The organism is Lysobacter sp. ESA13C (assembly GCF_019970005.1).
Taxonomy (GTDB): Bacteria; Pseudomonadota; Gammaproteobacteria; order Xanthomonadales; family Xanthomonadaceae; genus Lysobacter; species Lysobacter antibioticus_B.
In genome coordinates this window covers 295,368-319,809 of sequence record NZ_JAHXYK010000003.1, presented here as the reverse complement: position 1 = coordinate 319,809, position 24,442 = coordinate 295,368, and the positions used below count along the sequence as shown (strand labels likewise).

At 67.3% G+C, this 24,442-nt stretch carries 20 protein-coding genes; 7 read left to right on the top strand and 13 right to left on the bottom strand.

Going from position 1 to position 24,442, the window contains the following annotated elements; all coding sequences use genetic code 11:
• Positions 1-16: 16 nt before the first annotated feature.
• From LC490_RS07515 to LC490_RS07490, 6 genes are all read right to left on the bottom strand, one after another.
• Positions 17-1,948: a potassium transporter Kup gene (locus LC490_RS07515; protein ID WP_223619772.1), complete on the bottom strand. Its 1,932-nt coding sequence runs from the start codon at positions 1,946-1,948 to the stop codon at positions 17-19.
• A 34-nt stretch (positions 1,949-1,982) separates the two neighbouring features.
• Entirely contained in the window at positions 1,983-2,576 is a 594-nt protein-coding gene (gene ruvA, locus LC490_RS07510) for a Holliday junction branch migration protein RuvA (protein ID WP_031373494.1), read from the bottom strand.
• A 154-nt stretch (positions 2,577-2,730) separates the two neighbouring features.
• A complete protein-coding gene (ruvC, locus tag LC490_RS07505; protein WP_031373493.1) occupies positions 2,731-3,258 on the bottom strand; it encodes a crossover junction endodeoxyribonuclease RuvC in 528 nt (175 codons plus the stop codon).
• Between the two features lie 16 nt (positions 3,259-3,274).
• Positions 3,275-4,006, bottom strand: a complete 732-nt coding sequence (locus tag LC490_RS07500) for a YebC/PmpR family DNA-binding transcriptional regulator (RefSeq protein ID WP_031373492.1) — start codon at positions 4,004-4,006, stop codon at positions 3,275-3,277.
• A 116-nt stretch (positions 4,007-4,122) separates the two neighbouring features.
• Positions 4,123-4,821 carry an alpha/beta hydrolase gene (locus LC490_RS07495; protein WP_223619771.1) on the bottom strand — a complete coding sequence of 233 codons (699 nt, stop codon included), beginning with the start codon at positions 4,819-4,821 and terminating at the stop codon, positions 4,123-4,125.
• Between the two features lie 87 nt (positions 4,822-4,908).
• Positions 4,909-5,139: a hypothetical protein gene (locus LC490_RS07490; RefSeq protein ID WP_152566354.1), complete on the bottom strand. Its 231-nt coding sequence runs from the start codon at positions 5,137-5,139 to the stop codon at positions 4,909-4,911.
• 358 nt (positions 5,140-5,497) lie between these two features.
• On the opposite strand from LC490_RS07490, the gene LC490_RS07485 reads away from it, so the two are divergent.
• The 3 genes from LC490_RS07485 to LC490_RS07475 all read left to right on the top strand — a co-directional run bounded on the left by LC490_RS07485 (position 5,498) and on the right by LC490_RS07475 (position 8,936).
• Entirely contained in the window at positions 5,498-7,012 is a 1,515-nt protein-coding gene (locus LC490_RS07485; RefSeq protein ID WP_223619770.1) for a DUF4832 domain-containing protein, read from the top strand.
• 231 nt (positions 7,013-7,243) lie between these two features.
• On the top strand, positions 7,244-8,431 hold the full coding sequence (locus LC490_RS07480; RefSeq protein WP_223619769.1) for a LamG domain-containing protein: 1,188 nt from the start codon (positions 7,244-7,246) through the stop codon (positions 8,429-8,431).
• A 25-nt stretch (positions 8,432-8,456) separates the two neighbouring features.
• Positions 8,457-8,936 (top strand): hypothetical protein, encoded by a 480-nt coding sequence (locus LC490_RS07475; protein WP_223619768.1) that lies wholly within the window; start codon positions 8,457-8,459, stop codon positions 8,934-8,936.
• Positions 8,937-9,674: 738 nt separating this feature from the next.
• On the opposite strand, the gene LC490_RS07470 is transcribed toward LC490_RS07475, so the two are convergent.
• The 4 genes from LC490_RS07470 to LC490_RS07455 all read right to left on the bottom strand — a co-directional run bounded on the left by LC490_RS07470 (position 9,675) and on the right by LC490_RS07455 (position 15,652).
• Positions 9,675-10,220 (bottom strand): GNAT family N-acetyltransferase, encoded by a 546-nt coding sequence (locus LC490_RS07470; RefSeq protein WP_223619767.1) that lies wholly within the window; start codon positions 10,218-10,220, stop codon positions 9,675-9,677.
• Positions 10,221-10,412: 192 nt separating this feature from the next.
• Positions 10,413-12,182 carry an aspartate--tRNA ligase gene (gene aspS / locus LC490_RS07465; RefSeq protein WP_223619766.1) on the bottom strand — a complete coding sequence of 590 codons (1,770 nt, stop codon included), beginning with the start codon at positions 12,180-12,182 and terminating at the stop codon, positions 10,413-10,415.
• A gap of 334 nt (positions 12,183-12,516) precedes the next feature.
• Positions 12,517-12,846 (bottom strand): zinc ribbon domain-containing protein, encoded by a 330-nt coding sequence (locus tag LC490_RS07460; RefSeq protein ID WP_223619765.1) that lies wholly within the window; start codon positions 12,844-12,846, stop codon positions 12,517-12,519.
• A gap of 925 nt (positions 12,847-13,771) precedes the next feature.
• Positions 13,772-15,652 carry an ABC-F family ATP-binding cassette domain-containing protein gene (locus LC490_RS07455; protein WP_223619764.1) on the bottom strand — a complete coding sequence of 627 codons (1,881 nt, stop codon included), beginning with the start codon at positions 15,650-15,652 and terminating at the stop codon, positions 13,772-13,774.
• A gap of 204 nt (positions 15,653-15,856) precedes the next feature.
• Between LC490_RS07455 and LC490_RS07450 the strand changes: the two genes are divergently transcribed.
• The 4 genes from LC490_RS07450 (at position 15,857) to LC490_RS07435 (ending at position 21,900) form a co-directional block, all read left to right on the top strand.
• Complete coding sequence (locus tag LC490_RS07450; protein ID WP_223619763.1) at positions 15,857-18,268, top strand: TonB-dependent receptor; 2,412 nt, start codon at positions 15,857-15,859, stop codon at positions 18,266-18,268.
• Positions 18,269-18,652: 384 nt separating this feature from the next.
• Positions 18,653-18,910 (top strand): hypothetical protein, encoded by a 258-nt coding sequence (locus LC490_RS07445; protein WP_223619762.1) that lies wholly within the window; start codon positions 18,653-18,655, stop codon positions 18,908-18,910.
• A 568-nt stretch (positions 18,911-19,478) separates the two neighbouring features.
• Positions 19,479-21,170, top strand: a complete 1,692-nt coding sequence (ybaL, locus tag LC490_RS07440; protein WP_223619761.1) for a YbaL family putative K(+) efflux transporter — start codon at positions 19,479-19,481, stop codon at positions 21,168-21,170.
• Between the two features lie 46 nt (positions 21,171-21,216).
• Positions 21,217-21,900, top strand: coding sequence for a YceH family protein (locus tag LC490_RS07435; protein ID WP_223619760.1), 684 nt, complete (start codon positions 21,217-21,219; stop codon positions 21,898-21,900).
• An 83-nt stretch (positions 21,901-21,983) separates the two neighbouring features.
• Here LC490_RS07435 and LC490_RS07430 read toward each other — a convergent pair whose 3' ends face one another.
• The 3 genes from LC490_RS07430 to cobC form a co-directional block, all read right to left on the bottom strand.
• Positions 21,984-22,925 (bottom strand): AraC family transcriptional regulator, encoded by a 942-nt coding sequence (locus tag LC490_RS07430; protein WP_223619759.1) that lies wholly within the window; start codon positions 22,923-22,925, stop codon positions 21,984-21,986.
• 137 nt (positions 22,926-23,062) lie between these two features.
• Entirely contained in the window at positions 23,063-23,806 is a 744-nt protein-coding gene (locus LC490_RS07425; RefSeq protein WP_223619758.1) for an adenosylcobinamide-GDP ribazoletransferase, read from the bottom strand.
• A complete protein-coding gene (cobC, locus tag LC490_RS07420; RefSeq protein WP_051885373.1) occupies positions 23,803-24,411 on the bottom strand; it encodes an alpha-ribazole phosphatase family protein in 609 nt (202 codons plus the stop codon). Before cobC ends, LC490_RS07425 begins: the two co-directional genes overlap by 4 nt.
• Positions 24,412-24,442: the final 31 nt, after the last annotated feature.

Below are 24,442 nucleotides of genomic sequence, written 5' to 3'. Positions count from 1 at the left end.
CCGCGCAGCGAGGCGACTAGATCTCCACCTGGGCGCCGAGTTCCACCAGGCGGTTGCCGGGAATGCGGAAGAAGCCGGTCGCCGGCGCCGCGTTGCGGTGCATGAAGGCGAACAGGCGGTCGCGCCAGATCGGCATGCCGCGGTGACGGCTGGCGACCACGGTCTCGCGGCTGGCGAAGTAGGTCGTGTCCATCGGGTCGAAATAGATGCCGCCGGCATCGCAGGAACGCATCAGCGCCAGCGGCACGTCGGGCACTTCCATGAAGCCGAAACGGATCAGCACGCGATAGAAGTCGTTGCCGATCGCCTCGATCTTCAGGCGCTTCTCGCGCGGCGCATACGGAATGCCCAGCGTTTCCACGGTCAGGAACACGTTGCGCTCGTGCAGCACCTTGTTGTGCTTGAGGTTGTGCAGCAAGGCATGCGGCACCACGCCCTTGTCGGCGGTCATGAAGATCGCCGTACCGGGCACGCGCACCGGCGGCGCCAGCATCAGGCCGGGCAGGAAGCTGCCGAGCTGGATGCCTTCCTTGCGCACTTCCTCGTGCAGCAATTCGCGGCCGCGGCGCCAGGTGCGCAGCAGGGTGAACACCACCAGGCCCAGCACGACCGGGAACCAGGCGCCCTGGAAGAACTTGGCGCCGTTGGCGATGACGAAGCCGAGGTCGACGACGAAGAACACCACGCACAGCGGCAACACCCACGTGCGCCAGCGCGGCCACAGCGAGCGCGCGACCAGGGCCAGCAGCAGGGTGTCGATCAGCATCGTCGCCGAGACCGAGATGCCGTAGGCCGTCGCCAGCGCAGTCGAGCTGCGGAAGGCCAGCACCACGGTGATGACGGTGATCGCCAGGATCCAGTTGATGTACGGCACGTAGATCTGGCCGATGGTGTCGCTGGAGGTGTGCTTGATCTGCATGCGCGGGATGTAGCCCAGCTGCATGGCCTGGCGCGCGACCGAATAGGCGCCGGTGATGACGGCCTGCGAGGCGATCACCGCCGCCATCGTCGCCAGCACGATCATCGGGTACAGGCCCCACGAGGGCACCGCCTCGAAGAAGGGGTTCTTGACCGCTTCGGGATGCTGCAGCACGAACGCGCCCTGGCCGAGGTAGTTCAGCATCAGGCAGGGCAACACCATGGTGTACCAGGCGTAGCGGATCGGGCGCGCGCCGAAGTGACCCATGTCGGCGTACAGCGCTTCGCCGCCGGTGACAGCCAGCACCACCGCGCCGAGGATCAGCACCGAATGCGAACCGTGCTCGACGAAGAAACGCACGCCCCAACGCGGGTCCAGCGCCTTGAACACCTCAGGCGCCTGGACGATGTTGTAGATGCCGATGGCGGCCAGCGAGACGAACCACAGCATGGTGATCGGCCCGAATACCTTGCCGACCTTCTCGGTGCCGAAGCGCTGGGCCAGGAACACCATCACCAGGATCACCACGGTGATCGGCACGATGAAGCGATGCAGGCCGGGCGCGGCGACTTCCAGGCCCTCGACCGCGCCGAGCACCGAGATCGCCGGGGTGATGACGCTGTCGCCGAAGAACAGCGAAGCGCCGAAGATGCCCAGGATGCCCACGACATAGGCCGAGCGCCCGCCCTTGGCCAGGGTGCGCTGGGCCAGGGTCATGAGCGCCATGATCCCGCCCTCGCCCTCGTTGTCGGCGCGCATGATGATGGTCACGTATTTCAGGGTGACCACGATCATCAACGCCCAGAACACCAGCGACAGGATGCCGAGCACCGTGTCGTGGTTGCCGGTCAGGCCGAAATGCGGCGAAAACGCCTCTTTCAGCGTGTACAGCGGGCTGGTGCCGATGTCGCCGAAAACCACCCCGATCGCACCGACGACCAACCCGGGCAGCCCCTTCTTGGAGCCGTGGTGGTGCGAGCCGTGAGCGTGAGCGTCCTTGCCTGGCGTGGAGGGAACAGTGGAGGACATATCGCGTGGTTCCGTGGCGGTAACCCGCCTTGGCTCAACGAAGCGCGGACTTTAGCGCTTTGCGGATGATGGCGGCTGCATCGTCGCCGGCGGCGGTGGCCTCGCGCGCCATGCGCGCGGCCTCGGCCGGTTTGTAGCCCAGTTGCTGCAGGGCGATGGTGGCTTCGCTCTGCGGATCGGCGGGAATCCCGCTGGAGCCGAGGGTGGGCGCGCCGAGGCCGGCGAGGTCGGCGGCGCGGTCGCGCAGCTCGACGACCATGCGCTCGGCGGTCTTCTTGCCGATGCCGGGGATGCGGGTCAGCGCGGTGACGTCGCCGGTCTGGACCAGGCGCGCGAATTCCTCGACCGGCACGCCCGACAGCACCGCCAGGGCGATCTTGGCGCCGATACCGCTCACCCGCTGCACGTCGCGGAACAAGCGCCGTTCGGCCTCGCGCAGGAAGCCGTACAGCGAGACGCTGTCTTCCTTCTGCGCATAGTGTGTGAACAAGGACACTTCGCGGCCGAGCTCGGGCAGGTCGTAGAACGTGCTCATGGGCGCTTCGAGCTCGTAACCGACGCCGTTGACGTCCACGATCAGCCACGGCGGCTGCTTGTGGATCAGGGTGCCTCTGAGACGACCGATCACTGTGGAACTCCAGATACGGCTGGCGACGCGCACCGGCGGACCGGCCGGGCGCGAAGCGGGCTGTGACGATACGAAGACGGCGCGTCAGACGGAACGCGGTGGCGCACGCAGGTCCCTACCCCGCACGCCGCCGGGCCTGTGGAGCGGGCCGGGTTCACGCCCCGCGCCTGCGCAACTGGTGGGTGGCGATGCCGGTTCGCCGCGCCGTGGCACTCATGTGGGCATGGGTCAGCGCCACCGCAAGCGCGTCGGCGGCGTCGGCCTGCAGCTTCACTTCGGGAAGATTCAGCAACAGCCGCACCATGTGCTGGACCTGCTGCTTGTCGGCCGCGCCGCGGCCCACCAGCGACTGCTTGATCAAGCGCGGCGCGTACTCGCTGATGGCGATGCGCCGGCGCACTACGGTGGCCAGGGCGGCGCCGCGGGCATGGCCGAGCTTCAGCGCCGAGGTCGCCGATTTGTCCATGAAGACGGTTTCGATCGCGACCTGGTCGGGCCGGTACTCGTCGAGCACCGCCTCCAGGCCTTCGCACAGCAGGCCCAGGCGCGAGGGGAAATCCTCGGCGTCGAGCAGCTTGAGCGCCTGCGCATGCACGTACACGCAGCGTCCGTCGGCCGCGACGTCGATCACGCCCAGGCCGGTCCGCTGCGAACCGGGGTCGATTCCTAAGATTCTGGTCACGGCGACAGCTTACGCGTTATGCGTAAGCGTCCTCGTCCAGATCGGCGTTCGAGTAGACGTTCTGGACGTCGTCGAGGTCTTCCAGCCAGTTCAGCAGCTTGACCACCTGTTGGGCGGTCTCGCCGGTCACGGCGATGTTGTTGTCGGCGCGCAGGGTGACCTCGGCCTGGCCGGCGACCAGGCCGGCGGCGTCCATCGCGGCCTTGACCTGGGCGAAGGCCTCGGCGCCGGTCAGCACGTCGATCGAGCCGTCTTCCGGGTAGACCACCACGTCGTCGGCGCCGGCTTCGATCGCCACTTCGGTGATGCGCTCTTCGTCGGCGCCGGCTTCGAACCACAGCACGCCGCGCTTGGCGAACATGAAGGACACCGAGCCGTCGGTGCCGAGGTTGCCGCCGAACTTGCCGAAGGCGTGGCGCACGTCGGCGACGGTGCGGACCTTGTTGTCGGTGAGGCAGTCGACGATCACCGCCACGCCGCCCGGGGCATAGCCCTCGTAGCGGATTTCCTCGTATTCCACGCCTTCCAGCGCACCGGTCGCCTTCTTGATCGCGCGCTCGATGACGTCCTTGGTCATGTTCGCCGACAAGCCCTTGTCGATGGCGCTGCGCAGGCGCGGATTGCTGTTGGGATCGCCGCCGCCCGAACGCGCCGCCACGCTGATCTCGCGGATGATCTTGGTGAAGATCTTGCCGCGCCGCGCATCCTCGGCGTTCTTGCGAGCCTCAATCGACGGACCTCTACCCATGGCAATAACCGGACGTGTTGTCTGAACAAGCCGGCGATTTTACTCGATCGTGCCCGCCCACCGGCGGTTTGCAGGAGATTCGTCGCCGATCCGGGTCGGTTCGGTCGGTACCCGGCTCAGTCGCCGAAGCGGCCGCGACGGAAGAAGGCCTCGGCCAGGCGCGCGGCCTGCGCCGAGAACAGCAGGCCGCTGTGGCTGGCGTCGATGACCGCATGGTCGCTCAAGCCCGGCAGGCGGGTCTCGGCGACCGCCACCGTGCCGTCGCTTTCGCCCTGGAAACGGCCGAAGAAACGCCCCAGCCCGTGCGGAGTGCGGCCGGCGATCAGGCCGACCTGGGCCGCGCCCTGCCAGGGCGGGCAGCCGCGCTGCAACACCTCGGCGGCGCGACCGAGCACGGCCGCGCTCCAGGCCTTGCGGGCCAGGCCGCCGGCGGCGGCGCTGCCGCACAAGGGCGTGCCCAGGCAGACCACGCGTCGCACCGGCAGGTGCGGGTGCTCGCGCAAGGCCCCCAGCACGATCAGGCCGCCGAGGCTGTGGGCCAGGACATGGCAGGGCTCGTCGAGGCGTTCGACCAGGCGCGCGATCGAGGCTTCCGGACCGGCGCCGGCACCGGCATAAGCGAAAACTTCGGGCTCGTAGCCGGCCGCAGCCAGGCGTGCGCCCAGCCAGCCCATCGAGGCCCCGGGCATCCAGATGCCGTGCAGCAACAACACCCGGCGCGGACCGCGCGGCTTGGCGGCGGGCTTGCTGGGGTCCGTGTCGGCGCGGCTGTCCATGCCGCGAATATGGCCGTCGCCGGCGGCGAATCCAAGCATCGGGCGATCGCCGCGAAGATCGGGGCCAGACGTCGTTCAGCGATGCCGCCGCGCAACCGCGAGGGCTGCGCGACGGCATCGGGTCGATCAACAGCGGTGCAGGGTCAGGCCGGTCGGTGCACCCGAGGTGCCCCAGGTCTGTACCGAACCGTCGCATTCGATGCGGCCGCCGCCGATGGCATTGCCGCTGCTGTCATAGCGGGTCCACTCGGCCCATTCGACGCCGAGGATCGGGTAGCGCGCGAACGCCGAGCCCGCCACCGCCACCAGTCCCAACAACAACGCTGCCGTGAAAATCGCTTTCCGGGTACGAAGCATCTGACCTCTCCTTGTGTGTGCCGCGGACTGCATGTCCGCCTTCGCAGGCTAAGCCAGAGCGCCACCACGAATGTTCACCGGAGACCGCCGGGCATCACAGTTCGAGGATGCCGGCGCCAGCCGATCCGTGCGCCGCGTCGGCCTCCGTGCGCCGCGTCGACCATAAGTGCGACGAATTCGTAGCAATTGAAACCAGTCAATACAAATCCAAACATATCCAATATCGAAACCGCGACCGATCTCAACAAAGTCGAAGATAAAAACATGATCGCAGCCAGAGTGTGACGGCGAGCCAATCCTGCGCGTCTTCACAGCCCCCAGGATTCGCCGCACCTCCCCCCCGCTCTCGGAAGCCGGTATGAACCTGCGGCACCCCGCTTTGCCCGTCGTCAATGTCTTGGCATCGGCGTTGCTCGCCGCGGTCGCGATGTTTCCTGCAGCGCCCGCATCCGCAGGCGAGCTGCGCCCCAGCCAGAGCAACAACGATCTGTCCAACCCGCATCGCGGCTTCCTGCTTTGGGGTAGCACCGTCGCCGCCGACGGCGGTCTGCCCGACAACCACTACGGCGCGTCCATCTATCAGATCTACGTCCCGTGGCGCGAAATCGAAAGCGCCGACGAACAGTTCGACTGGGACAAGTTCGAAACGAACCACCTGAAACCGATCCTCGACGAAAACCCCAACGCCACCTTCGTGTTGCGTCCGGTCGCCGACTATCCCGACAGCGTGGCCAACAACATCGGCTATTTCTATCGGAACGAAGCCGAGCCGTTGCGCGCGTATCCGAAGTTCCTCGAACTGGCGCCGGTCAGCATCCAGTTCCACAACTACAGCCAGACCCAGTGCGACGACGTCGGCCCCGGCCGCGCGCCGATCTACAACACCCCGGCGATGCGCCAGCAACTGGTGCAGTTCGTGCAGGCGTTCGGACGCCGCTACGACGGCGATCCGCGCATCACCGCGGTGCACGTCGGCCTGCTCGGTTTCTGGGGCGAGTGGCACACCGCCGGCTGCGACAGTTGGGAACCCGATGCGACCACCCGCAGCGCGGTGCGCGATGCCTACGCCGCCGCGTTCCAGCAAACGCCGGTGCACAGCCGCTACGCGCGCCAGTCCGATGTCGGCGGCACGAACTTCGGTTTCAGCGAGGACTACTTCCCGTCGTTCACCGCGATGTGCAACAAGTTCGCGACCAAACTGCCCGAGTGCGACGACAGCGGCTGGCACAACCTGGAATGGGGCTTCCGCAACGACGCCACCGCCGCGCGCGGCAACTGGAAGTTCAACCCGATCGGCGGCGAAAGCCCGAACAGCGGTCAAAAGGCGACCTGGACCGGACGCACCAACGACATCCTGACCCTGCTGCGCGAGTATCACTTCACCTGGCTCGGCCCGGCCGGCCAGCACGAGGTCAATCCGTCGGGCAAGCCCTCGACGTTCAAGGCCAACATGCTCAAGGTCAAGCGCGCGCTCGGCTACGAGTTCACCGTGCGCCAGGTCAACTGGCCCGACGCCATGCAGGCCGGCGCCGCCATCCCGGTCAAGCTGAGCGTCGAGAACACCGGCTCGGCACCGCTGTATCAGGTCTACCAGACCGAACTGCACTGGGTCGATGCCGGCGGCACGACCCGCGCCAAGGCCGCGTTCGACTATCCCTTGAACGCCTTGCTGCCGAACACCGTACCGGCGCTCGTCGACGCCACCGCGCAGGTCCCGGCCACGCTCGCACCAGGCAGCTATTCGCTGCGCCTGGCGATCGCCGACAGCTGGCCCGGCCGTCCGGCGATCAAGCCGCAGAACACCGGCCGCGACAGCGCCGGCCGATTGAGCTTGGGGACGGTGACCGTCGCCGCGGCGGCGGTCGACCTTTGAACGAGCGGGCCGGCGTTCTTCCCCGGGGCGCCGGCCCGCCCTTCATCGACCTGCCGCGAAGGCGTTCACGCCCGGAGTCCGGAACGGACCCGGCGCCGCTCACATAAGCGCGCGTGCGCCCGCGCTCCATACGCCTGCGCCCGCGCGATCCGCGGGCGCAGTCACGTTCGCGGCCCCGGACTGCCCCTAGATTCCCCGACGCCCATCGGGGCCAATCACCAGGGAGTCGGTATGAAACGATCGTCATGGTTCCTGGCGTTGAGCGTCGCGCTCGCGCCCTGCCTCGCCGCGCACGCGGCGCCACCGCGAGTCACCCAAGGCCTGGTCGGCGAATGGCATCTGGAGTTGTCCGGCAACATCGCCTACGACACCAGCGGCTTCGGCCGCAACGGCATGGTCGTGGGCGATGCCGCATCGAGCTACGGCTGGCTCAACACCGGCGCCGATTTCAGCGCCGGCAAATACGTCGAAGTGCCCAATTCGTCGAACCTCAACTTCGGCACCGGCAGCTTCACCCTCGCCGCGTGGGTGCGCATGGCCAACCCGGGCTCGTCGATCGTCAAGACCCTGGTCGAGAACCGCGCCGGCACCGGCCGCGGTTACTCGTTCGCGATCGACCAGGGCCGCAACGTGCTGCTGCAACTCAACGACGGCAGCGCCTGGGCCAACTATGTCTCCGACGGCAGCCTGACGTTGGCGGCGAACCGCTGGCACCACATCGCGGCAGTGGTCAACCGCAGCAGCGCGCCGAACACGATCTCGTTCTACATCGACGGCCGCCGCACCACCGCCCAGCCGACTCCGATCGCGACCAATATCGACAACAACGACTTGTCGTTCCTGATCGGTGGGCACATCGACACCCCGTCCTATCGCTTCAACGACCGCGCCGACGAGGTACTGGTCTACAACCGCGCGATCCCGGCCGACGCCAGCGGCGGCCTCGGCGATCTGATGGCGCCGGGCCGGACCACCTTCCAGCCGACCTACTGGAACGACGACGCCACCCGCAAGCGTTACAACAACTGCTACAACTACGCCAACAACAAGACCACCAACACCTTCGCCCAACCCGGCCGCGCCGCCGGCTCGATGTACAGCTCGATCAGTTGCGCCGCCGTGCACGCGGCCGCTGTGCGCGACGGCCTGGAACCGGTCACCGACATCAACGCCTCCAGCTACAAGAACATCGTGGCCCTGGTAGCCGGGACCAATTACGACTATCACTGGTATCGCCGCGACGCCAACGGCAAATGGACCCACAAGCCCGGCCAGACTTCCGCCACCAATCGCGACAATTCCGGCAACGAGATCACCGACCCGCGCACCGCCAACCGCGGCGCGTACACCGATTTCTGCGGTTTCTTCCGGGTCTGGTCCGACAGCGTGGAGGGCACCGGCCATGAACAAGTCAACTAAGCCTGCGCCCACCCGGGGAACCGCCATGACCAAGCTTTCGCTGAAATCCCTGCTGACCGGCCTGGCCCTGCTGGCCGCGCCGGCCTTCGCCCTCGCCGCCGAAGCACCGGGCCTGCAGATCACCTACCTGGTGTATTCGGGCCGGCCGAACCCGGTGGTGATGGTCACCGACCCGGCCGCCCTGCGCGCGATCGAGACCCGCCTCGCCGACGCCCTCGCCGCCCCGGCAAAAACCGGCGCCGCGGCCGAACCGGTGCTCGGCTACAACGGCATCCTGCTCGAACACGTCGGCGGCTCGTCGGCCAAGGCCAAGCCGCAGCCGCTGCTGATCAAGGGCCAGCAACTGCGCATCGACACCGCCCCGGCCACGGCGATGAAGGCCGCGACCGCAACCACCCGCAGCTCGGCCGCCGCCGGCGACCTGGAAACGATGCTGCTCAAGCTCGGCCAGAAACAGGGTGCGCTGGATGCGACCACGTTGAACGTGTTGCTCGACCAGCGCTGAGAACCTGCGCTGCACCGATACGGCCTTTTCTGCTTCGGCGGGGGGAAGTCGTTTTGTATTGGCGGTTGTCGATTTGCGGGATGCATGAATCGGCACTAGCGCGGCAAGTTGAAGCAGCGCGGTCGCGGCTCGCGCCGCTCCTACCCAGGCAACCACGTTGCCGTTGCGGAGATTTTGATCTGCATTGCTGCTTTGCCGGTCAAGTGGAGACCCGGAGGGCGGCGCACAGGACGTGCGCCGTTTTTCGATAGGACAAGGATGTCCTATCGAAAAATCCCGGCGTCAGCACCGCACTCGTGGCCTGTGCCCTTGCAAGGAGAGCCCTTTTCTTTGGTTACCTTTCTTTTGGGCTTAGCAAAAGAAAGTAACCCGGCCGCGTCAGCGGACGGAAGCTCTGCTCTTGCTTGTGGCTTCTTGAGCATCAAGATAAAGATCAAACGCTAAAAGCTTCCGCCGCTAAAGCGGCGGGTAACTTTCTTTTGTCTAAAGCAACAAAAGAAAGTAACCAAAGAAAAATGCTTTTGTTTTGAATCACAGGCCCGCACGTTCGATGCCGACGCAGGGCTTTTTCATACGGGACATCCCTGTCCCGATGAAAAACGGCCCGCATCCATGCGGGCCGCCCTTCGGGTCTTCGATTGCCTTCGCGAGCGTCAAGCCGCGCACAGCAACAGCAGTCACAACAGCAATAACTACGGCAATGGCAATGGCAATGGGAGCGGGCTTCGCAGCCTCACATCAACCCGAAACCGCCACCGCATCGCGCTTGAGAATGAACTCATGATCGCGCGTATTGCCGACGATGAAATCGTAATGGCCGACATGCTCGAAACCGTACCGGCCATAGAAACGCTGCGCGCCGAAATTCTCCGACCACACGCCGATCCACAGGGTCCGCGGGCCTTCGCGCTGCAGCCATTCGAGCACGGTGTCGAACAGGCGCGCGCCCCAGCCGCCGTTCTGCGCTTCGCGCAACACGTATAAGCGCTTGAGTTCGCCATCGCCCGGAGCCACGTCCGGGTGCGGCAGGCCGCAGGGCCCGGCCGCGGCATGGCCGACCGCGACGCCGTCGCGTTCGAGCAGGAAGATCGCGTAATCCGGGTGCGACAGGATCACCGTCTGCTTCTCGACCGAATAGCTGTCGAGCAGGAAACCCTGCAGATCCTCCGGCGGGTACAGATGGCCGAAGGTCTCGACGAAGGTGCGGGTGGCGATATCGGCGACGAGGGGCGCATCGCCGACATCGGCGCGGCGGATGGAAAATTTCGGTGCGGCGTTCGTCATAAGGCCTCGCGGTGTAAGCGGACGGTAACGATGGAGCGGCGACGCGAACGGGCGATCAGGGAGTCGCCTTGCGCGGGCGACCCTGCGGGCCGACGACGCCGGCCCTCAACGCCCACGGCGACGCGCGATTCCGCACGCCGCCCGGGCTGGACTCGACCCACCGGGCTCGTCGAGCCCGGCCGTGCACTCCGGTCAGGCCGGGTCTTTCTTCGGACGCACCATCACGTGCACTTCGGCCAGTTGCGCGTCCGGAATCGGCGACGGTGCGCCGGTCATCAGGCATTGCGCGGTGGTGGTCTTCGGGAAAGCGATGACGTCGCGGATCGACTCGGTGCCGCCCATCAGCGCGGCGATGCGGTCGATGCCGAAGGCGATGCCGCCGTGCGGCGGCGCGCCGTACTTGAGCGCGTCGAGCAGGAAGCCGAACTTGACCTCGGCCTCTTCCGCGCCGATGCCGAGCAGGTCGAACACCGCCGACTGCATCTGCGGGCGGTGGATACGGATCGAACCGCCGCCGATCTCGTTGCCGTTGAGGACCATGTCGTAGCCGCGCGACACCGCGGTCTTGGCGTTCGCGCGCAGGTCGGCGATGTCGTCGACCGCGGGCGCGGTGAAGGGGTGATGCAGGGCGACGTAGCGCTGCGCTTCCTCGTCCCACTCGAACATCGGGAAGTCGGTGACCCACAGCGGCTTCCAGCCGTCGGCGACCAGGCCGAGGTCCTTGCCGAGCTTGAGGCGCAGCGCGCCCATGAAATCGCTGGCGGTCTTGTAGTCGGCCGCGCCGAAGAAGATCGCGTCGCCGCTCTGGGCGCCGCTGACTTCGACGATCTTGGCCAGGGTGGCGTCGTCGAGGAACTTGGCGATCGGCGAGTTGATGCCGTCGCGGCCCTTCGACGCGTCTTCGATCTTCATCCAGGCCAGGCCCTTGGCGCCGTACTTGGCCGCGTGCGCGCCGCACTCGTCGATCTGCTTGCGCGACCAGCCGGCCGCGCCGGGTGCGCGCAGGGCGACGACGCGGCCGTCGGCGTGGTTGGCCCAGTCGGTGAAGACCTTGAACTCGCACTGCTTGACCAGTTCGGCGATGTCGACGAATTCCAGGTCGATGCGCAGATCGGGCTTGTCGGAACCGTAACGGCGCATGGCTTCGGCATAGGTCATGCGCGGGAACTGCGCGTCGAGCTCAACCTCGATGGTTTCCTTGAACACCACGCGGATCATGTCCTCGACGGTGTCCTGCACGTCGCGCTCGGAAACCCAGGCGAACTCCATGTCGAGCTGGGTGAACTCAAGCTGGCGGTCGGCGCGCAGCGCTTCGTCGCGGAAGCAGCGCGCGATCTGGTAGTAACGGTCGAAGCCGGCCACCATCAGGATCTGCTTGAACAGCTGCGGCGACTGCGGCAGGGCGTAGAACTCGCCCGGATGCATGCGCGCCGGCACCAGGAAGTCGCGCGCGCCTTCCGGCGTGGCCTTGGTCAGGATCGGGGTCTCGATGTCCTGGAAACCGCGCGCGTCGAGCCAGCGGCGCAGCGACTGCACCAGGCGGATGCGCGTACGCATCATCTTCTGCATCTCGGGACGGCGCAGGTCGAGGTAGCGGTAGGTCAGGCGGGTTTCCTCGCCGGCGTTCTCATGGGCATGGAACGGCAGCGGCTCGGCCTTGTTCAGCACTTCGATCGTCGCGGCCAGCACTTCGACCTTGCCGCTGCGGATCTTTTCGTTGGCGGCCTGGCGCGCGCGCACCGTGCCGGTCACCCGCACGCAGCTCTCCACGCTCAGATCGCCGGCGGTCTTGAACAGCTCGGCGGTATCGGAGTCGACGACGATCTGCACCACGCCCTCGTGATCGCGCAGATCGGTGAACACCACGTGGCTCTGGACGCGATTGGTGTTGACCCAGCCGCACAGGGTGACGGTCTGGCCGATCAGCGCCTCGTCGACGAGGCCGCAGAAATGGGTACGCATGGAAACTCCGATTGGTCGATCCGTGAATCGTGGGGGTTGCGACAGGAGGGTTCAGGACCGGGCCGCGGCAGCCGCCGGGCCGGGAACGCCTCGCCGGCCGGGGGCCGGAACCGGTCATTCTAGTGCACGTGCCAGTGCACGCGCAGGACTGGTGCAGTTGCCAGTCCGCGCTCAGGACCGCTGCAGTACGCCCTGTGCGGCCGTTATCCCGCACATCGCCGGCCCGACTCAGGGCAGGCCGATGCGGCTCGTTCCCGCAAACGACCCGGGGCGCCTCGCGACGCCCCGGGGTGAAAGCTGGACCATCCGGGCGCTGGCCGCGGACCGTCCGGAATCAGGTGGCGCTGGCCCCGGAGGCCGGCTTGGCCGGGGCCGCGGCGGGCTCGGCCTTCTTCTCGGCGGGCTTGCTGTCGGCGGCCGGGGCCGAACCGCCGCTGCCGCCGGAACTGCCCTCGCCGGCCAGATTGCGCTTCTTGTCGCCGTCCTTCTTGAAATCGGTCTCGTACCAACCGCCGCCGGCCAGGCGGAACTGCGGCGCGGTCAGCTGACGCCCGACTTTCTCGGCGCCGCACTCGGGGCAGACGGTGGGGTCGGCGTCGGAGAGCTTCTGCAGGCGGTCGAAGGCGTGGCCGCAGGCGCTGCACTGGAAGGCGTAGATGGGCATGGCGGAGACTGTAATTCGGGACGGCGGACTGGGCAGTGTGGGGGCGGATCGCGGCGATGCAAGGCGCGGCGGCCTCTAAGCTGACCCGCATCGGGCTCGTTTCAGGCCCCCGCGGGTTCGCTCCGGCCCGGCCGGCACGGTCGCAGCGACAGCCATGGCCGCCGGCAGGCGGTCGGTTCGGCCCGAGCGAGGCCTAGTCCGGGTTCTGCGTCGTCTGCTCTTGCGGGGCGCCCGTTCTTCGAACGGATCGACCTTGAACGGCGCGCCGAACACCAGCGAGGGCAGGACCTTCGTCGGCAGAGGGACGAGTGTGGAGACCGCGACAAGCCAGTCGTGGAGCAGATACCCCGGGCGTTTCGGCCGATTGCAAACAACCGCAGCAGCGACGTCATTCGGGTCGCGATGCCCTCATCCGGCGCTACGCGCCCCCTTCTCCCGCGAGCGGGAGAAGGGGTTCGCGCCGCTGAAGATGCACGATGCAGTTGCAGTTGCAGTTGCCGTTGCTGTGCGTCGATTAGCACTCGCGAAGGCAATCGAAGACCCGGAGGGCGGCCTGCATGGATGCAGGCCGTTTTTCATCGGGACAGGGATGTCCCGTATGAAAAATCCCTGCGGAAGCACCGAACGTGCGGGCCCTTGATTCAAAGAAAAGCATTTTTCTTTGGTTACCTTTCTTTTGTTGCTTTAGACAAAAGAAAGTAACCCGCCGCTTTAGTGGCGGAAGCTTTTGGCGTTTGATCTTGATCTTGCTCGAGCGATACGCCGCAAGACCGAAACGACGCGGTCGCGGCTTGCGCCGCTCCTACCCTTGCGACAGCTCACGCCTCCGATCGATGACGAAGGCGTTGCAGACTCTGCGCGTCCCGTGGTCGCGGCTCACGCCGCTCCTACAGAAAGCAGCGCAGCGCAGAGACGACACCCAACCTCAAGCCGCGTCGTACAACGCCATCCACTCCGCCTCGGCCTTGGCCAGTTCCGCCGCAACCTTTTCGCGCTGCTTGGCCAGCTCGGCCGCGTTGTCGCCGCCGCCGGCGTACTTGGTCGGATCGGCCAGATCCATGTCCAGGGTGTGCAGCTTGGATTCCAGCTCGGCCACGCGCTTTTCCGCTTCCGCCAGCTTGACCGGATTGACCTTGCGCCCACCCTTGCCGCCGCCGGCCTGCTTGGCGGCCGATGCGGCGGCCGTGGCCTGCGCCGCGGCCTTGGCCACCGCCGCGCCCTTGCCGTCGTTGCTGTTGTCGCGCGTACGCAACCACACCGCGTAGGCGTCGAGGTCGCCGTCGAACGGCTGCGCCACACCATCGGCCACGCGCCAGAAGGTTTCGCAGACCAGGCCGATCAGGTGACGGTCGTGCGAGACCAGCACGATCGCGCCGGGGAAATCCGACAGCGCTTCGGCCAGGGCCTCGCGCACGTCCAGGTCCAAATGGTTGGTCGGTTCGTCGAGCAGCAGCACGTTGGGTTTGCGCCAGGCGATCATCGCCAGGGCCAGGCGCGCGCGTTCGCCGCCGGAGAACCCGTCGACCGATTCGAAGGCGCGGTCGCCGGGGAAATTCCACTTGCCGAGGAAATCGCGCAGCTGCTGGGTCGGCACGCCCGGGGCGATTTCGGCCAGGTGATCGATCGGGCTGACGCCGGCATGCAGCGATTCGACCGTGTGCTGGGCGAAGTAACCGATGCGCAGGTCCGGATGCCCGCCGCGTTCGCCGGTCAACAGTTCCAGCTCGCCGACCAAGGACTTCACCAGGGTCGACTTACCCGCACCGTTGGGGCCGAGCAAGGCGATGCGGTCGCCGGCTTCGAGGATGAAGCTGACGTCGTCCAGCACCACGTGATCACCGTAGCCGCAATCGGCATGGATCAGGCGCAGCAGCGCATGCGGCAGCTTGGTCGGCGCCGGGAATTCGATGCGCATCGCGCGCTCGAGCCGCACCGCCTCGGTGCCGACCATCTTGGCCAGGCGCTTGACCCGCGACTGCGCCTGCTTGGCCTTGGCCGCGCTGGCGCTGAAGCGGTCGATGAAGCTCTGCAGGTGGGCGCGCTCGGCCTGCTGCTTCTCGTGGGTGATCTGCTGCAGGCGCAGGTGCTCGGCGCGCTGGCGCTCGAACGAGGTGTAGTCGCCGGTGTACAGCTTGGCCTTGCCGTCGTGCAGATGCAGGGTGTGGGTGGTGACCTCGTCGAGGAACTCGCGGTCGTGCGAGATCAGCAGCAAGGTGCCCGGGTACTTCAGCAGCCACTGCTCCAGCCACAGCACCGCGTCCAGGTCCAAGTGGTTGGTCGGTTCGTCGAGCAGCAGCAGGTCCGACGGCGTCATCAGCGCGCGCGCCAGGTTCAGGCGCACGCGCCAGCCGCCGGAGAATTCCTTGACCGCGCGTTCGTGGGTATCGGGCGAGAAGCCCAGGCCGTGCAACAGCTTGCCGGCGCGCGCAGTGGCGTCGTAACCGCCGAGTTCTTCGAGCCGGTGATGGGCCTCGGCGACCGCTTCCCAGTCTTCGCGCTCGACCGCTTCGCGTTCGGCGACCAGCACCTGGTAGACCTGGGCGTCGCCGGAAAGGACGAAGTCCAGGGCCGGGTCGTCGAGGGCCGGGGTTTCCTGGGCCACGCTGGCGATGCGCACGCGGTTGGGCACGTCGATGTCGCCGCGGTCGGCCTCGACTTCGCCCTGGATCGCCGCGAACAGCGAGGACTTGCCGGTACCGTTGCGGCCGATCACGCCCACCCGCCAACCGGCGTGCAGGGTCAGGTCTACGTTGGACAGCAGCAGGCGTTCGCCACGCCGCATGGCGAAATCACGGAAAGAAATCATGCGGATATGGTCGCATGACTGATCGGTATTTGCTCATGAACACAAGTTCGGCCGCTCCGGCAGCGGGCATCGAATAATCGGGACGTCGGCCTCAGACCGCCCCCACGCGTCAACGAGCTCGCCTCCCGCGGCAAAGCGCCCCTCGCGCCGGCCGTGGCGGCTTCGCTCGCCCTGACGTCCCCCGTTCGACCGCCCGGAGTGTCCATGTCCCGCCGCCTGTCCCTGCTCAGCACCGCCGTATCGATCGCTCTCGCCACCGCACCCGCCTGGGCCCAGGACCCCGCCGCCCCCGCCGCCCCGGACGCCGCGACCGCCAACCCGACCAACCTCGACACCCTGATCGTCACCGGCACCCGGGTCAGCGACCGCACCGTGGCCGAATCCACCGCGCCGATCGACATCATCACCCCGCAGACCCTGGAGGCCACCGGCACCGTCGAGCTGGCCACCGCCCTGTCGCGCGCCCTGCCCTCGCTGAACTTCCCGCGTCCGGCGATCACCGACGCCACCGACGCGGTGCGTCCGGCGCAGTTGCGCGGCCTCGCCCCCGACCAGGTGCTGGTGCTGGTCAACGGCAAGCGCCGCCACACCACCTCGCTGATCAACCTCAACGACAGCATCGGCCGCGGCTCCTCGCCGGTGGACCTCAACGCCATTCCGATCGCCGCGATCGAACGCGTCGAAGTGCTGCGCGACGGCGCCTCGGCGCAGTACGGCTCGGACGCCATCGCCGGCGTGGTCAACGTCGTTCTCAAGGGCTCGGGCGAAGGCGGCAGCCTGGCCGCGCGCTACGGCCAATACAGCGCCGGCGACGGCAAGCAGTACCAGTTGTCCGGCGACGCCGGCATCAAGCTCGGCGAAAACGGCGCGCTGCACGTATCGGCGCAAGGCGGCCACAGCGACAACACCGACCGCGCCCGCCCCTACCTCGGCACGGTCACCCCGACCAGCAACCCGCCCGGCAAGGTCGTGCACCGCTACGGCGACCCGGAGATCGACCAGGCCGCGCTGGCCTACAACGCAAAGTGGAGCCCGAGCGAAGGCGTCGAGTTCTATTCCTTCGGCACCGCCAGCCGCCGCCGCGCCATCTCCAACGGCTATTTCCGCGCCCCGGGCAACCCCAACAACATCCGCTCGGTGTATCCGGACGGCTTCCTGCCGCAGATCGACAACGTCAGCCAGGACCGCGCCTTCGTGCTCGGCCTGCGCGGCCAGACCGCCGGCGGCTGGAACCTCGACCTGAGCTACAACTACGGCCAGAACCAGCTCGACTTCGACGTGCGCAACAGCCTCAACCGTACCCTCGGCGCCGCCTCGCCGCACGATTTCTACATCGGCGCGCTCGAAGTCACCCAGAACGTGCTCAATGCCGACTTCAACAAGTCCTTCGACGTCGGCTGGCTCAAGTACCCGCTCACCGTGGCCTTCGGCAGCGAGTGGCGCGGCGAGAAGTTCAACCAGTCCGCAGGCGAACTGTCCTCGTATGTCGCCGGCCCCGAACCCGGCGCACCCGGTGCGCAGGTGTTCCCCGGCTTCACTCCGTCCGATGCCAGCCGCCGCAACCGCAACAGCCACTCGTTCTACGCCGACCTCGAAGCCGACGTGACCGACAAGCTGTCGCTCGGCGCCGCCGCACGTTACGAGCGCTACAGCGATTTCGGCGAAACCACCTCGGGCAAGCTGTCGGCGCGCTACGCCTTCAACGACAAGGTCGCGCTGCGCGGCACCCTGTCGACCGGCTTCCGCGCGCCGTCGTTGCAGCAGCAGTTCTACCAATCCACCCAGACCGTGATCGTGCTCGGCGACCCGACCCCGTTCCAGGTCCGCACCTTCGCCGTCGACGACCCGGCGGCGATCGCGCTCGGCGCCGAGCCGCTGAAGGCCGAAGAATCGACCAACATCGGCCTGGGCCTGGTGCTGCAACCGATCGAATCGCTGTACATCACCGTCGACGCCTACCAGATCGACATCGACGACCGCATCATCCTGTCGGAGAACCTGCGCGGCCCGGCGGTGGCGAGCTTCCTGGAAGCGCGCGGCCACCGCGGCATCACCGGCGGCCGCTACTTCACCAACGCCGTCGACACCCGCACCCGCGGCATCGACATCGTCGGCAGCTACCGCTGGTCGCTCGGCGCCGGCGCGATCGACCTGACCGCCGGCTACAACCGCAACAAGACCACCCTGGAGCGCATCGCCGCCAACCCGCCCGAGCTCACCGCCGGTGGCCTCAACCTGCAGCGCATCGGCCGCGTCGAACAAGGCCGCATCACCCAGGGCGCCCCGCGCGACAAGTTCTTCCTCGGCGGCAGTTGGACCACCGGCCCCTGGCGCTTCGACGCCACCACCACCCGCTACGGCGAGTTCCACACCTTCAACGACGACCCCAGCGGCGTACGCGACCAGACCTACCGCGCCAAGTGGACGCTGGACCTGGCCGCGACCTATGCCATCGACGGCTGGGAGTTCACCGTCGGCGGCGACAACGTGCTCAACGAGTACCCGGACGAATCGATCTACGCCAACAGCGAAAGCGGCCAGTTGCCTTATAGCGGCAACTCTCCGTTCGGGTTCAATGGTGCGTTCGCTTATGCCAAGGTCGGGTATAAGTGGTGAGGTCGTAGCGACGGCGCCTAGCGTCGTGTTCGATGGGGAGGCCGCCGCAGGGCGGCCTTCTTCGTTTCGAGGTCTGTTTTTTTCTTGACCGGGGAGCGGCCTTTGTTTCGATGGCGCGATCGCTTTTTTGGCCGACACGCCGCAAGACCAGCGTGGCGCGGTCGCGGCTTGTGACCGTAGGAAATCCAGTAGGACGCCGCCCCTACCCAAGAGCAGCGACGCCGACTCTGCCTATGCCCCTGCTCCCGCCGTTGCCGTTGCCGTTGCCGTTGCCGTTGCCGTTGCCGAGACTTTGATCTGCTTTGCAGCTTTGCCGCTTTGCCGGTCAACAGTAGACCCGGAGGGCGGCGCACAGGACGTGCGCCGTTTTTCGATAGGACAAGGATGTCCTATCGAAAAATCCCGGCGACAGCATCGCACTCGTGGCCTGTGCCCTTGCAAGGAGAGCCCTTTTCTTTGGTTACCTTTCTTTTGGGCTTAGCAAAAGAAAGTAACCCGGCCGCGTTAGCGGACGGAAGCTCTGCAGTTGCTTATCGCTTTCAGGATCAAACGATAAGAGCTTCCGCCACTAAAGCGGCGGGTAACTTTCTTTTGTCTAAAGCAACAAAAGAAAGTCACCAAAGAAAAATGCTTTTGCTTTGAATCACAGGCCCGCACGAGCGGTGCATACGCAGGGATTTTTCATACGGGACATCCCTGTCCCGATGAAAAACGGCCCGCATCCATGCGGGCCGCCCTCCGGGTCTTCTATAGCCTTCGCGAGTGCGAAGCCGCGCACAGCAACAGCAACAGGGGCAACGGCAACGGCAACGGCATAGCTAGAGCTAGAGCTAGAGACAACCGCAATCGCCCCGGTCCTGCGACAACGACTATCCGATTGCCCCGTCGCCAGCCCTAATCGCCAGGCATCAATCAGCCCATTCCGCGCAAATCTGCCCCCAACCACTCCAAAGCCCGGCGCACAGCTGAATTCGCATTCATCCCCACACCCCTCACCGGCACGAACCGATTCCGCGCGACCGCCAAACCATCACGCCCACGCCACCCCTTGCGCGCAAGTCTCCAACACGCATCCGCCCCCGCGGCGCCCGCACGCCCCGGGGCAAAAATGTTTCAGAAACAATCATTTGCAAGCGCCGCACAAACGAGAAAGACTTGCATCCAGCGGCCTCACCACACATCCTAAAAGGACGACATCACAGGAGAGCCGATGCATCACACGTCCCTGATCGCCATCCTGGTAGCCGGTTTCGTACTCGCCTTCATCTTCGGCGCCATCGCGCAACGCCTGCGGCTGTCGCCGCTGGTGGGCTACCTCATCGCCGGCATCATCGCCGGACCCTTCACGCCGGGCTTCGTCGGCGACCAGACCCTTGCGCCGCAATTGGCCGAAATCGGCGTGATCCTGCTGATGTTCGGCGTCGGCCTGCATTTCTCCCTGCGCGACCTGCTCGAGGTCAAGAACATCGCCCTGCCCGGCGCGGTCGTGCAGATCGTCGCCGCCACCGCCCTGGGCTGGGTCATGGCCTGGCTGCTCGGCTGGTCGCACGGCGCCGGCCTCGTGTTCGGCCTGGCCCTGTCGGTCGCCAGTACCGTAGTGCTGCTGCGCGCGCTGGAAGAACGGCGCCTGGTCGAGACCGCCAAGGGACGCATCGCGGTCGGCTGGCTGATCGTCGAGGACCTGGCGATGGTGCTCGCGCTGGTGTTGCTGCCGGCGCTGTCGGGCCTGCTCAAGGGCGAAGTCACCGAAGGCTCGGAGGTGTGGAGCCAGCTCTTCATCACCCTGGCCAAAGTCGGCGCCTTCATCGCGGTGATGCTGATCGTCGGCCGCCGGGTCATCCCCTGGATTCTCGAACGCGTGGCCGGCACCGGTTCGCGCGAGTTGTTCACCCTGTGCGTGCTGGCGATCGCGCTCGGCGTCGCCTTCGGTTCGGCCGAACTGTTCGGCGTGTCCTTCGCCCTCGGCGCTTTCTTCGCCGGGATGATGCTCAACGAATCCGAGTTCAGCCATCAGGCCGCCGCCGAGACCCTGCCGCTGCGCGATGCGTTCGCGGTGTTGTTTTTCGTTTCGGTCGGCATGCTGTTCAACCCGATGATCCTAATCGAACGGCCGCTGGAAGTGGTCGCCACGTTCGCGATCATCGTGATCGGCAAATCGGTGGCCGCCTACGCCATCGTGCGCGCCTTCGGCAAACCCAATTCGACCGCGATCATGATCTCGGCCAGCCTGGCGCAGATCGGCGAGTTCTCCTTCATCCTCGCCACCCTCGGCGTGGAACTGGAGATCCTGCCGAAGGAAGGCCAGGACCTGATCCTCGCCGGCGCACTGCTGTCGATCATCGTCAACCCGCTGCTGTTCGCCTGGCTCGACCGCAAGCAGGCGCGCGAGGCCGCGGCCGCGATCGAGGCGAAGATCGACCCGATCGCGCCGCCGGTGCCGGCCGACATCGACAAACACGTGATCCTGATCGGCTACGGCCGAGTCGGCAGCGAGCTGGGCCGCCTGTTGACCGAACATAAGGTGCCGCTGGTGGTCATCGACGGCGAGGACAGCCTGGTCGACAAGGCACGCGCCGCCGGCCTGCCGGCGGTGTTCGGCAATGCGGTCAACGAACGCGTGCTGCGCGAAGCGATGCCGGAGCGCGCGACGACGGTGATGGTGGCGATTCCGAACGCGCTCGAAGCCGGCGAGATCATCGCCCGCCTGCGCGAGATCAACCCGGCCCTGAGCATCGTCGCCCGCGCCCACAGCGACAACGAGGTCAAGCACCTGCTCGAACACGGCGCCGACGGCGCGGTGATGGCCGAGCGCGAGCTGGCCCACAGCCTGGCCGAAATGGTCATGGCCGCGCCGGTCTACCGCGGCGCGCGCCAGTTGCCGCCTTCGACCGCGCTCACCTGAGCGCGACCTTCCTGCTCAAAGACACGAACACGAGTCCAGAACGACCATGAGCGAACTCGATAACTCCAACACCGACGCCCCGGCCGATTCCGCCGACGCCGCGCCGCAACTGAGCCTCGCCGAGGCGCGCATCATCGGCAGCCTGATCGAGAAGGAAGCGACCACCCCGGACGTCTATCCGCTGACCCTCAACGCCATCGTCACCGCCTGCAACCAAAAGACCGCGCGCGAACCGACGATGCAGTTGGAACAGGGCGAGGTCGCCAACGCCCTGCGCCGGCTGGAGACGCGCGGCTGGGTGAAGTCGCAACACAGCTCGCGCGCCGAGCGCTATTCGCACCGCGCCGGCACCGTACTCGACCTGACCCGTCCGCAGACCGCCCTGCTCGGCCTGCTGCTGTTGCGCGGGCCGCAGACTACGCACGAGCTGCTGGCGCGCAGCGAGCGCATGGCCAAGTTCGATTCGGTCGGCGACGTCCAATACGCCCTGGAGCGCCTGGCCCAGCATACGCCGACCATCGTGCGGGTGATCCCGCGCCAGAGCGGGCAGCGCGAAGACCGTTACGGGCATTTGCTCAGCGGCGAGCCGGTCTATATCGGCGGCGGCGGTTGGTCGGGCGAGGAAGGCGGCGGCGCATCGGCCCCCTCCTCGGCCGTGCTCGAACGCATCGCCGCGCTGGAAGCGAAAGTCGCCGAGCTGGAAGCGCGACTGGAAGCGGCGGGGGCCTGAGCCCCAAGTTCGCTGTTACGCGCAATAGCGCGGTCGCGGCTCACGCCGCTCCTACCCTTAAAGCCGCGGCGCTGTGAGGTCGATCAATCCCGATCCTGCAACGGCAGATAGATGTCGGTGCGCAGCAGCGGTTCCGGGACTTCGTCGGGGTCGTCGAGGTATTCGTGGTGCAGCGGCGCATCGCGCAGCGATTCGCCGCTGTCGGGCAGCCAGCGCGCCAGCAAAGCATCGGTCAGCGCCTCCAGTCCATCGAAGGCGCCGACATGGCGGACGCGGGCGTAGCGTCCGCCGCCCAATCGCACCGTGTGCAGCCCATCGCCGGCATCGGGCTGCACCGGCGCACCCAGGGCGATCATGCAATCGAACGCGCAGGCCTGCGGCGGGACGTCGCGGCGGTCGTCCCAGGGCACGCCGTACAGACCGCTCAAGGTATCCAGCAGGCCGCGCTCGGCGGCCCAGCCGAACAAGCGGCCGAAGCCGTCGTTCTGCTCGGGGTAGGCACCGGTGACGCGCAAGGCGAGCACCTGGAAGGGGTCGACACTGACCACCTCGACCCGCAGCGGCGGCGATTCCTCGGATGGGCTCTCGGCCGGCAACGACAGCCGCTCGATCTCGCGCCAAAGCCGTTCGGGCTCGGCGCGCAGTTCGCTCGGGGTGCCGCCGACGCTCTGGCGGAACGCACGTGTGAACGCTTGCGGGGTCTGGTAACCGACCGCGAGCGCGGCTTCGGTGATGCTGCGCTCGGCGCTGGCGAGCAGGCGCAGCCCCTGCAGCAGACGCAGGCGCGCCACGGTCTGGCCGGTGGTTTCGCCGGTCATGGCCCGATAAACGCGGTGAAAGTGGAACGGCGAGAACGAGGCCGCCTCGGCGAGCCGATGCAACTCGGGCGGCTCCTCGCCGCGCGCGATCGCCTGTTCGATCAGGGCGACGGCACGGTCGATGCGGCGCTGGTGGGCGTCGCGGGTAACGGACTTCAAGGCGGGACCGCTGCGTTCCGACGCCGGGTGTTCCTTGACCGATGGCATGGCCGTGCTCCTCGCGAACGGTGGGATCGGTACCCAGCCTGGCAGGTCGGCCCCGCCGCGGCGGTTCACATCTTGCGCTTTCGCAAGCGGCCCGGCCCGCCAGCGCAGATCCGCCGCGTCGGCGCTCCCTGACCCCGTCAGTAGGACAGCGCCAGGGCGACCAGTACGGCCGCTTCGATCAGCTCGGTCAGCGCGCCGCAGGTGTCGCCGGTCATACCCTGCAATCGCCGCAGGCAAGCGCGGCGCCAGCACGCGAACACGAGCGCGGCGACCGCGAGCGCCACCGCCCCTCGCCAGCCGCCGAGTGCACAGAACCCGGCGCTGAGCACCAGCGCGACGAGGCAGGCCGCGCGCGGCGCTTCGACCAGACGCTGGCCGAGGCCGCCGCTGCGCACATAGGGCAGGCTGACGAAGGCCAAGGTCAGGGCCGCGCGCGCCAGCACCGGTGCGATCAGCAAGGCGACCCAGGCCGGCGCCGGCAGGCTCGCCAGCGCGGCGAATTTCAGCAGCAGCATCAACACCACGGCGACCACGCCGACCGGGCCGCTGCGCGGGTCTTTCATGATGATGAGCGTGCGTTCGCGAGTCTGCTCGGGCGTGGCGGCGAGGCCGCCGACCCAGGCATCGGCGCTGTCGGCCAGGCCGTCCAGGTGCAGGGCGCCGGTCAGTACCACCCAGGCCGCGAGCAACAACGCCGCCGACAGCAGCGGCGGCCGCGTCTGCAGGGCCCAGGCCAGTGCGCACAGCAGGGCGCCGATCAACAGCCCTGCGGCCGGATACCAGGCCAGCGAACGCGATTGCGCGCGCGGATCCTCGAACACGCGCGCCGGCACCGGAACCCGGGTCAGGAATCCGATCGCGGCGAGCAGCGCGCGCATCAACCGTCGACCGGGTCCGCTTGCGGTTGCGCGAACTCGGTGACGTGGCTCGAAGTCGGCGGCCACGACAAGGGATGCAGCGAGGCGTGGGCGACGTCGATGTTGAGCATTTCGTTGTAGCGCCGGCCCGCGGCCAGGCAACGCAACAAGCGGATCACGCCGCCGTGGGTGATCACCAGCACGCGCCGGCCGGGATACTCGCGCAGGATCTCGCCGACCGCGCCGGTCAGGCGCGCGGCGAAATCGGCGAAGGTCTCCGCGCCCGGCGGCGGATACGCGACCGGGTCGGCCCAGAACCGCGCCAGCGCTTCGCCCTCGTGGTTGGCGATGGCGTCGACCGGCCGCCCCTGCCAATCGCCGAAGTGGTACTCGCGCAGGCGCGGCTCCAACGCCAGCGGCAACCCGCGCGACTGCGACAGGTCGCGCGCGAACGCCGCGCAACGCTGCAAGGGCGAACTCACGACCGCATCCCACTCGCGCCCACGCACCGCATCGCGCATCTGCCGCCAGCCGAGTTCCAACAGGCTGTCGTCGAGCTGTCCGCGGTAGCTGCGATGGCCGGTGTCGCCGTGGCGCAGCAGGTCGATAGGGGTGGCGCTGGAACTCATCGCATCGGCTCCGGTCCTTGTGCGCGGCATG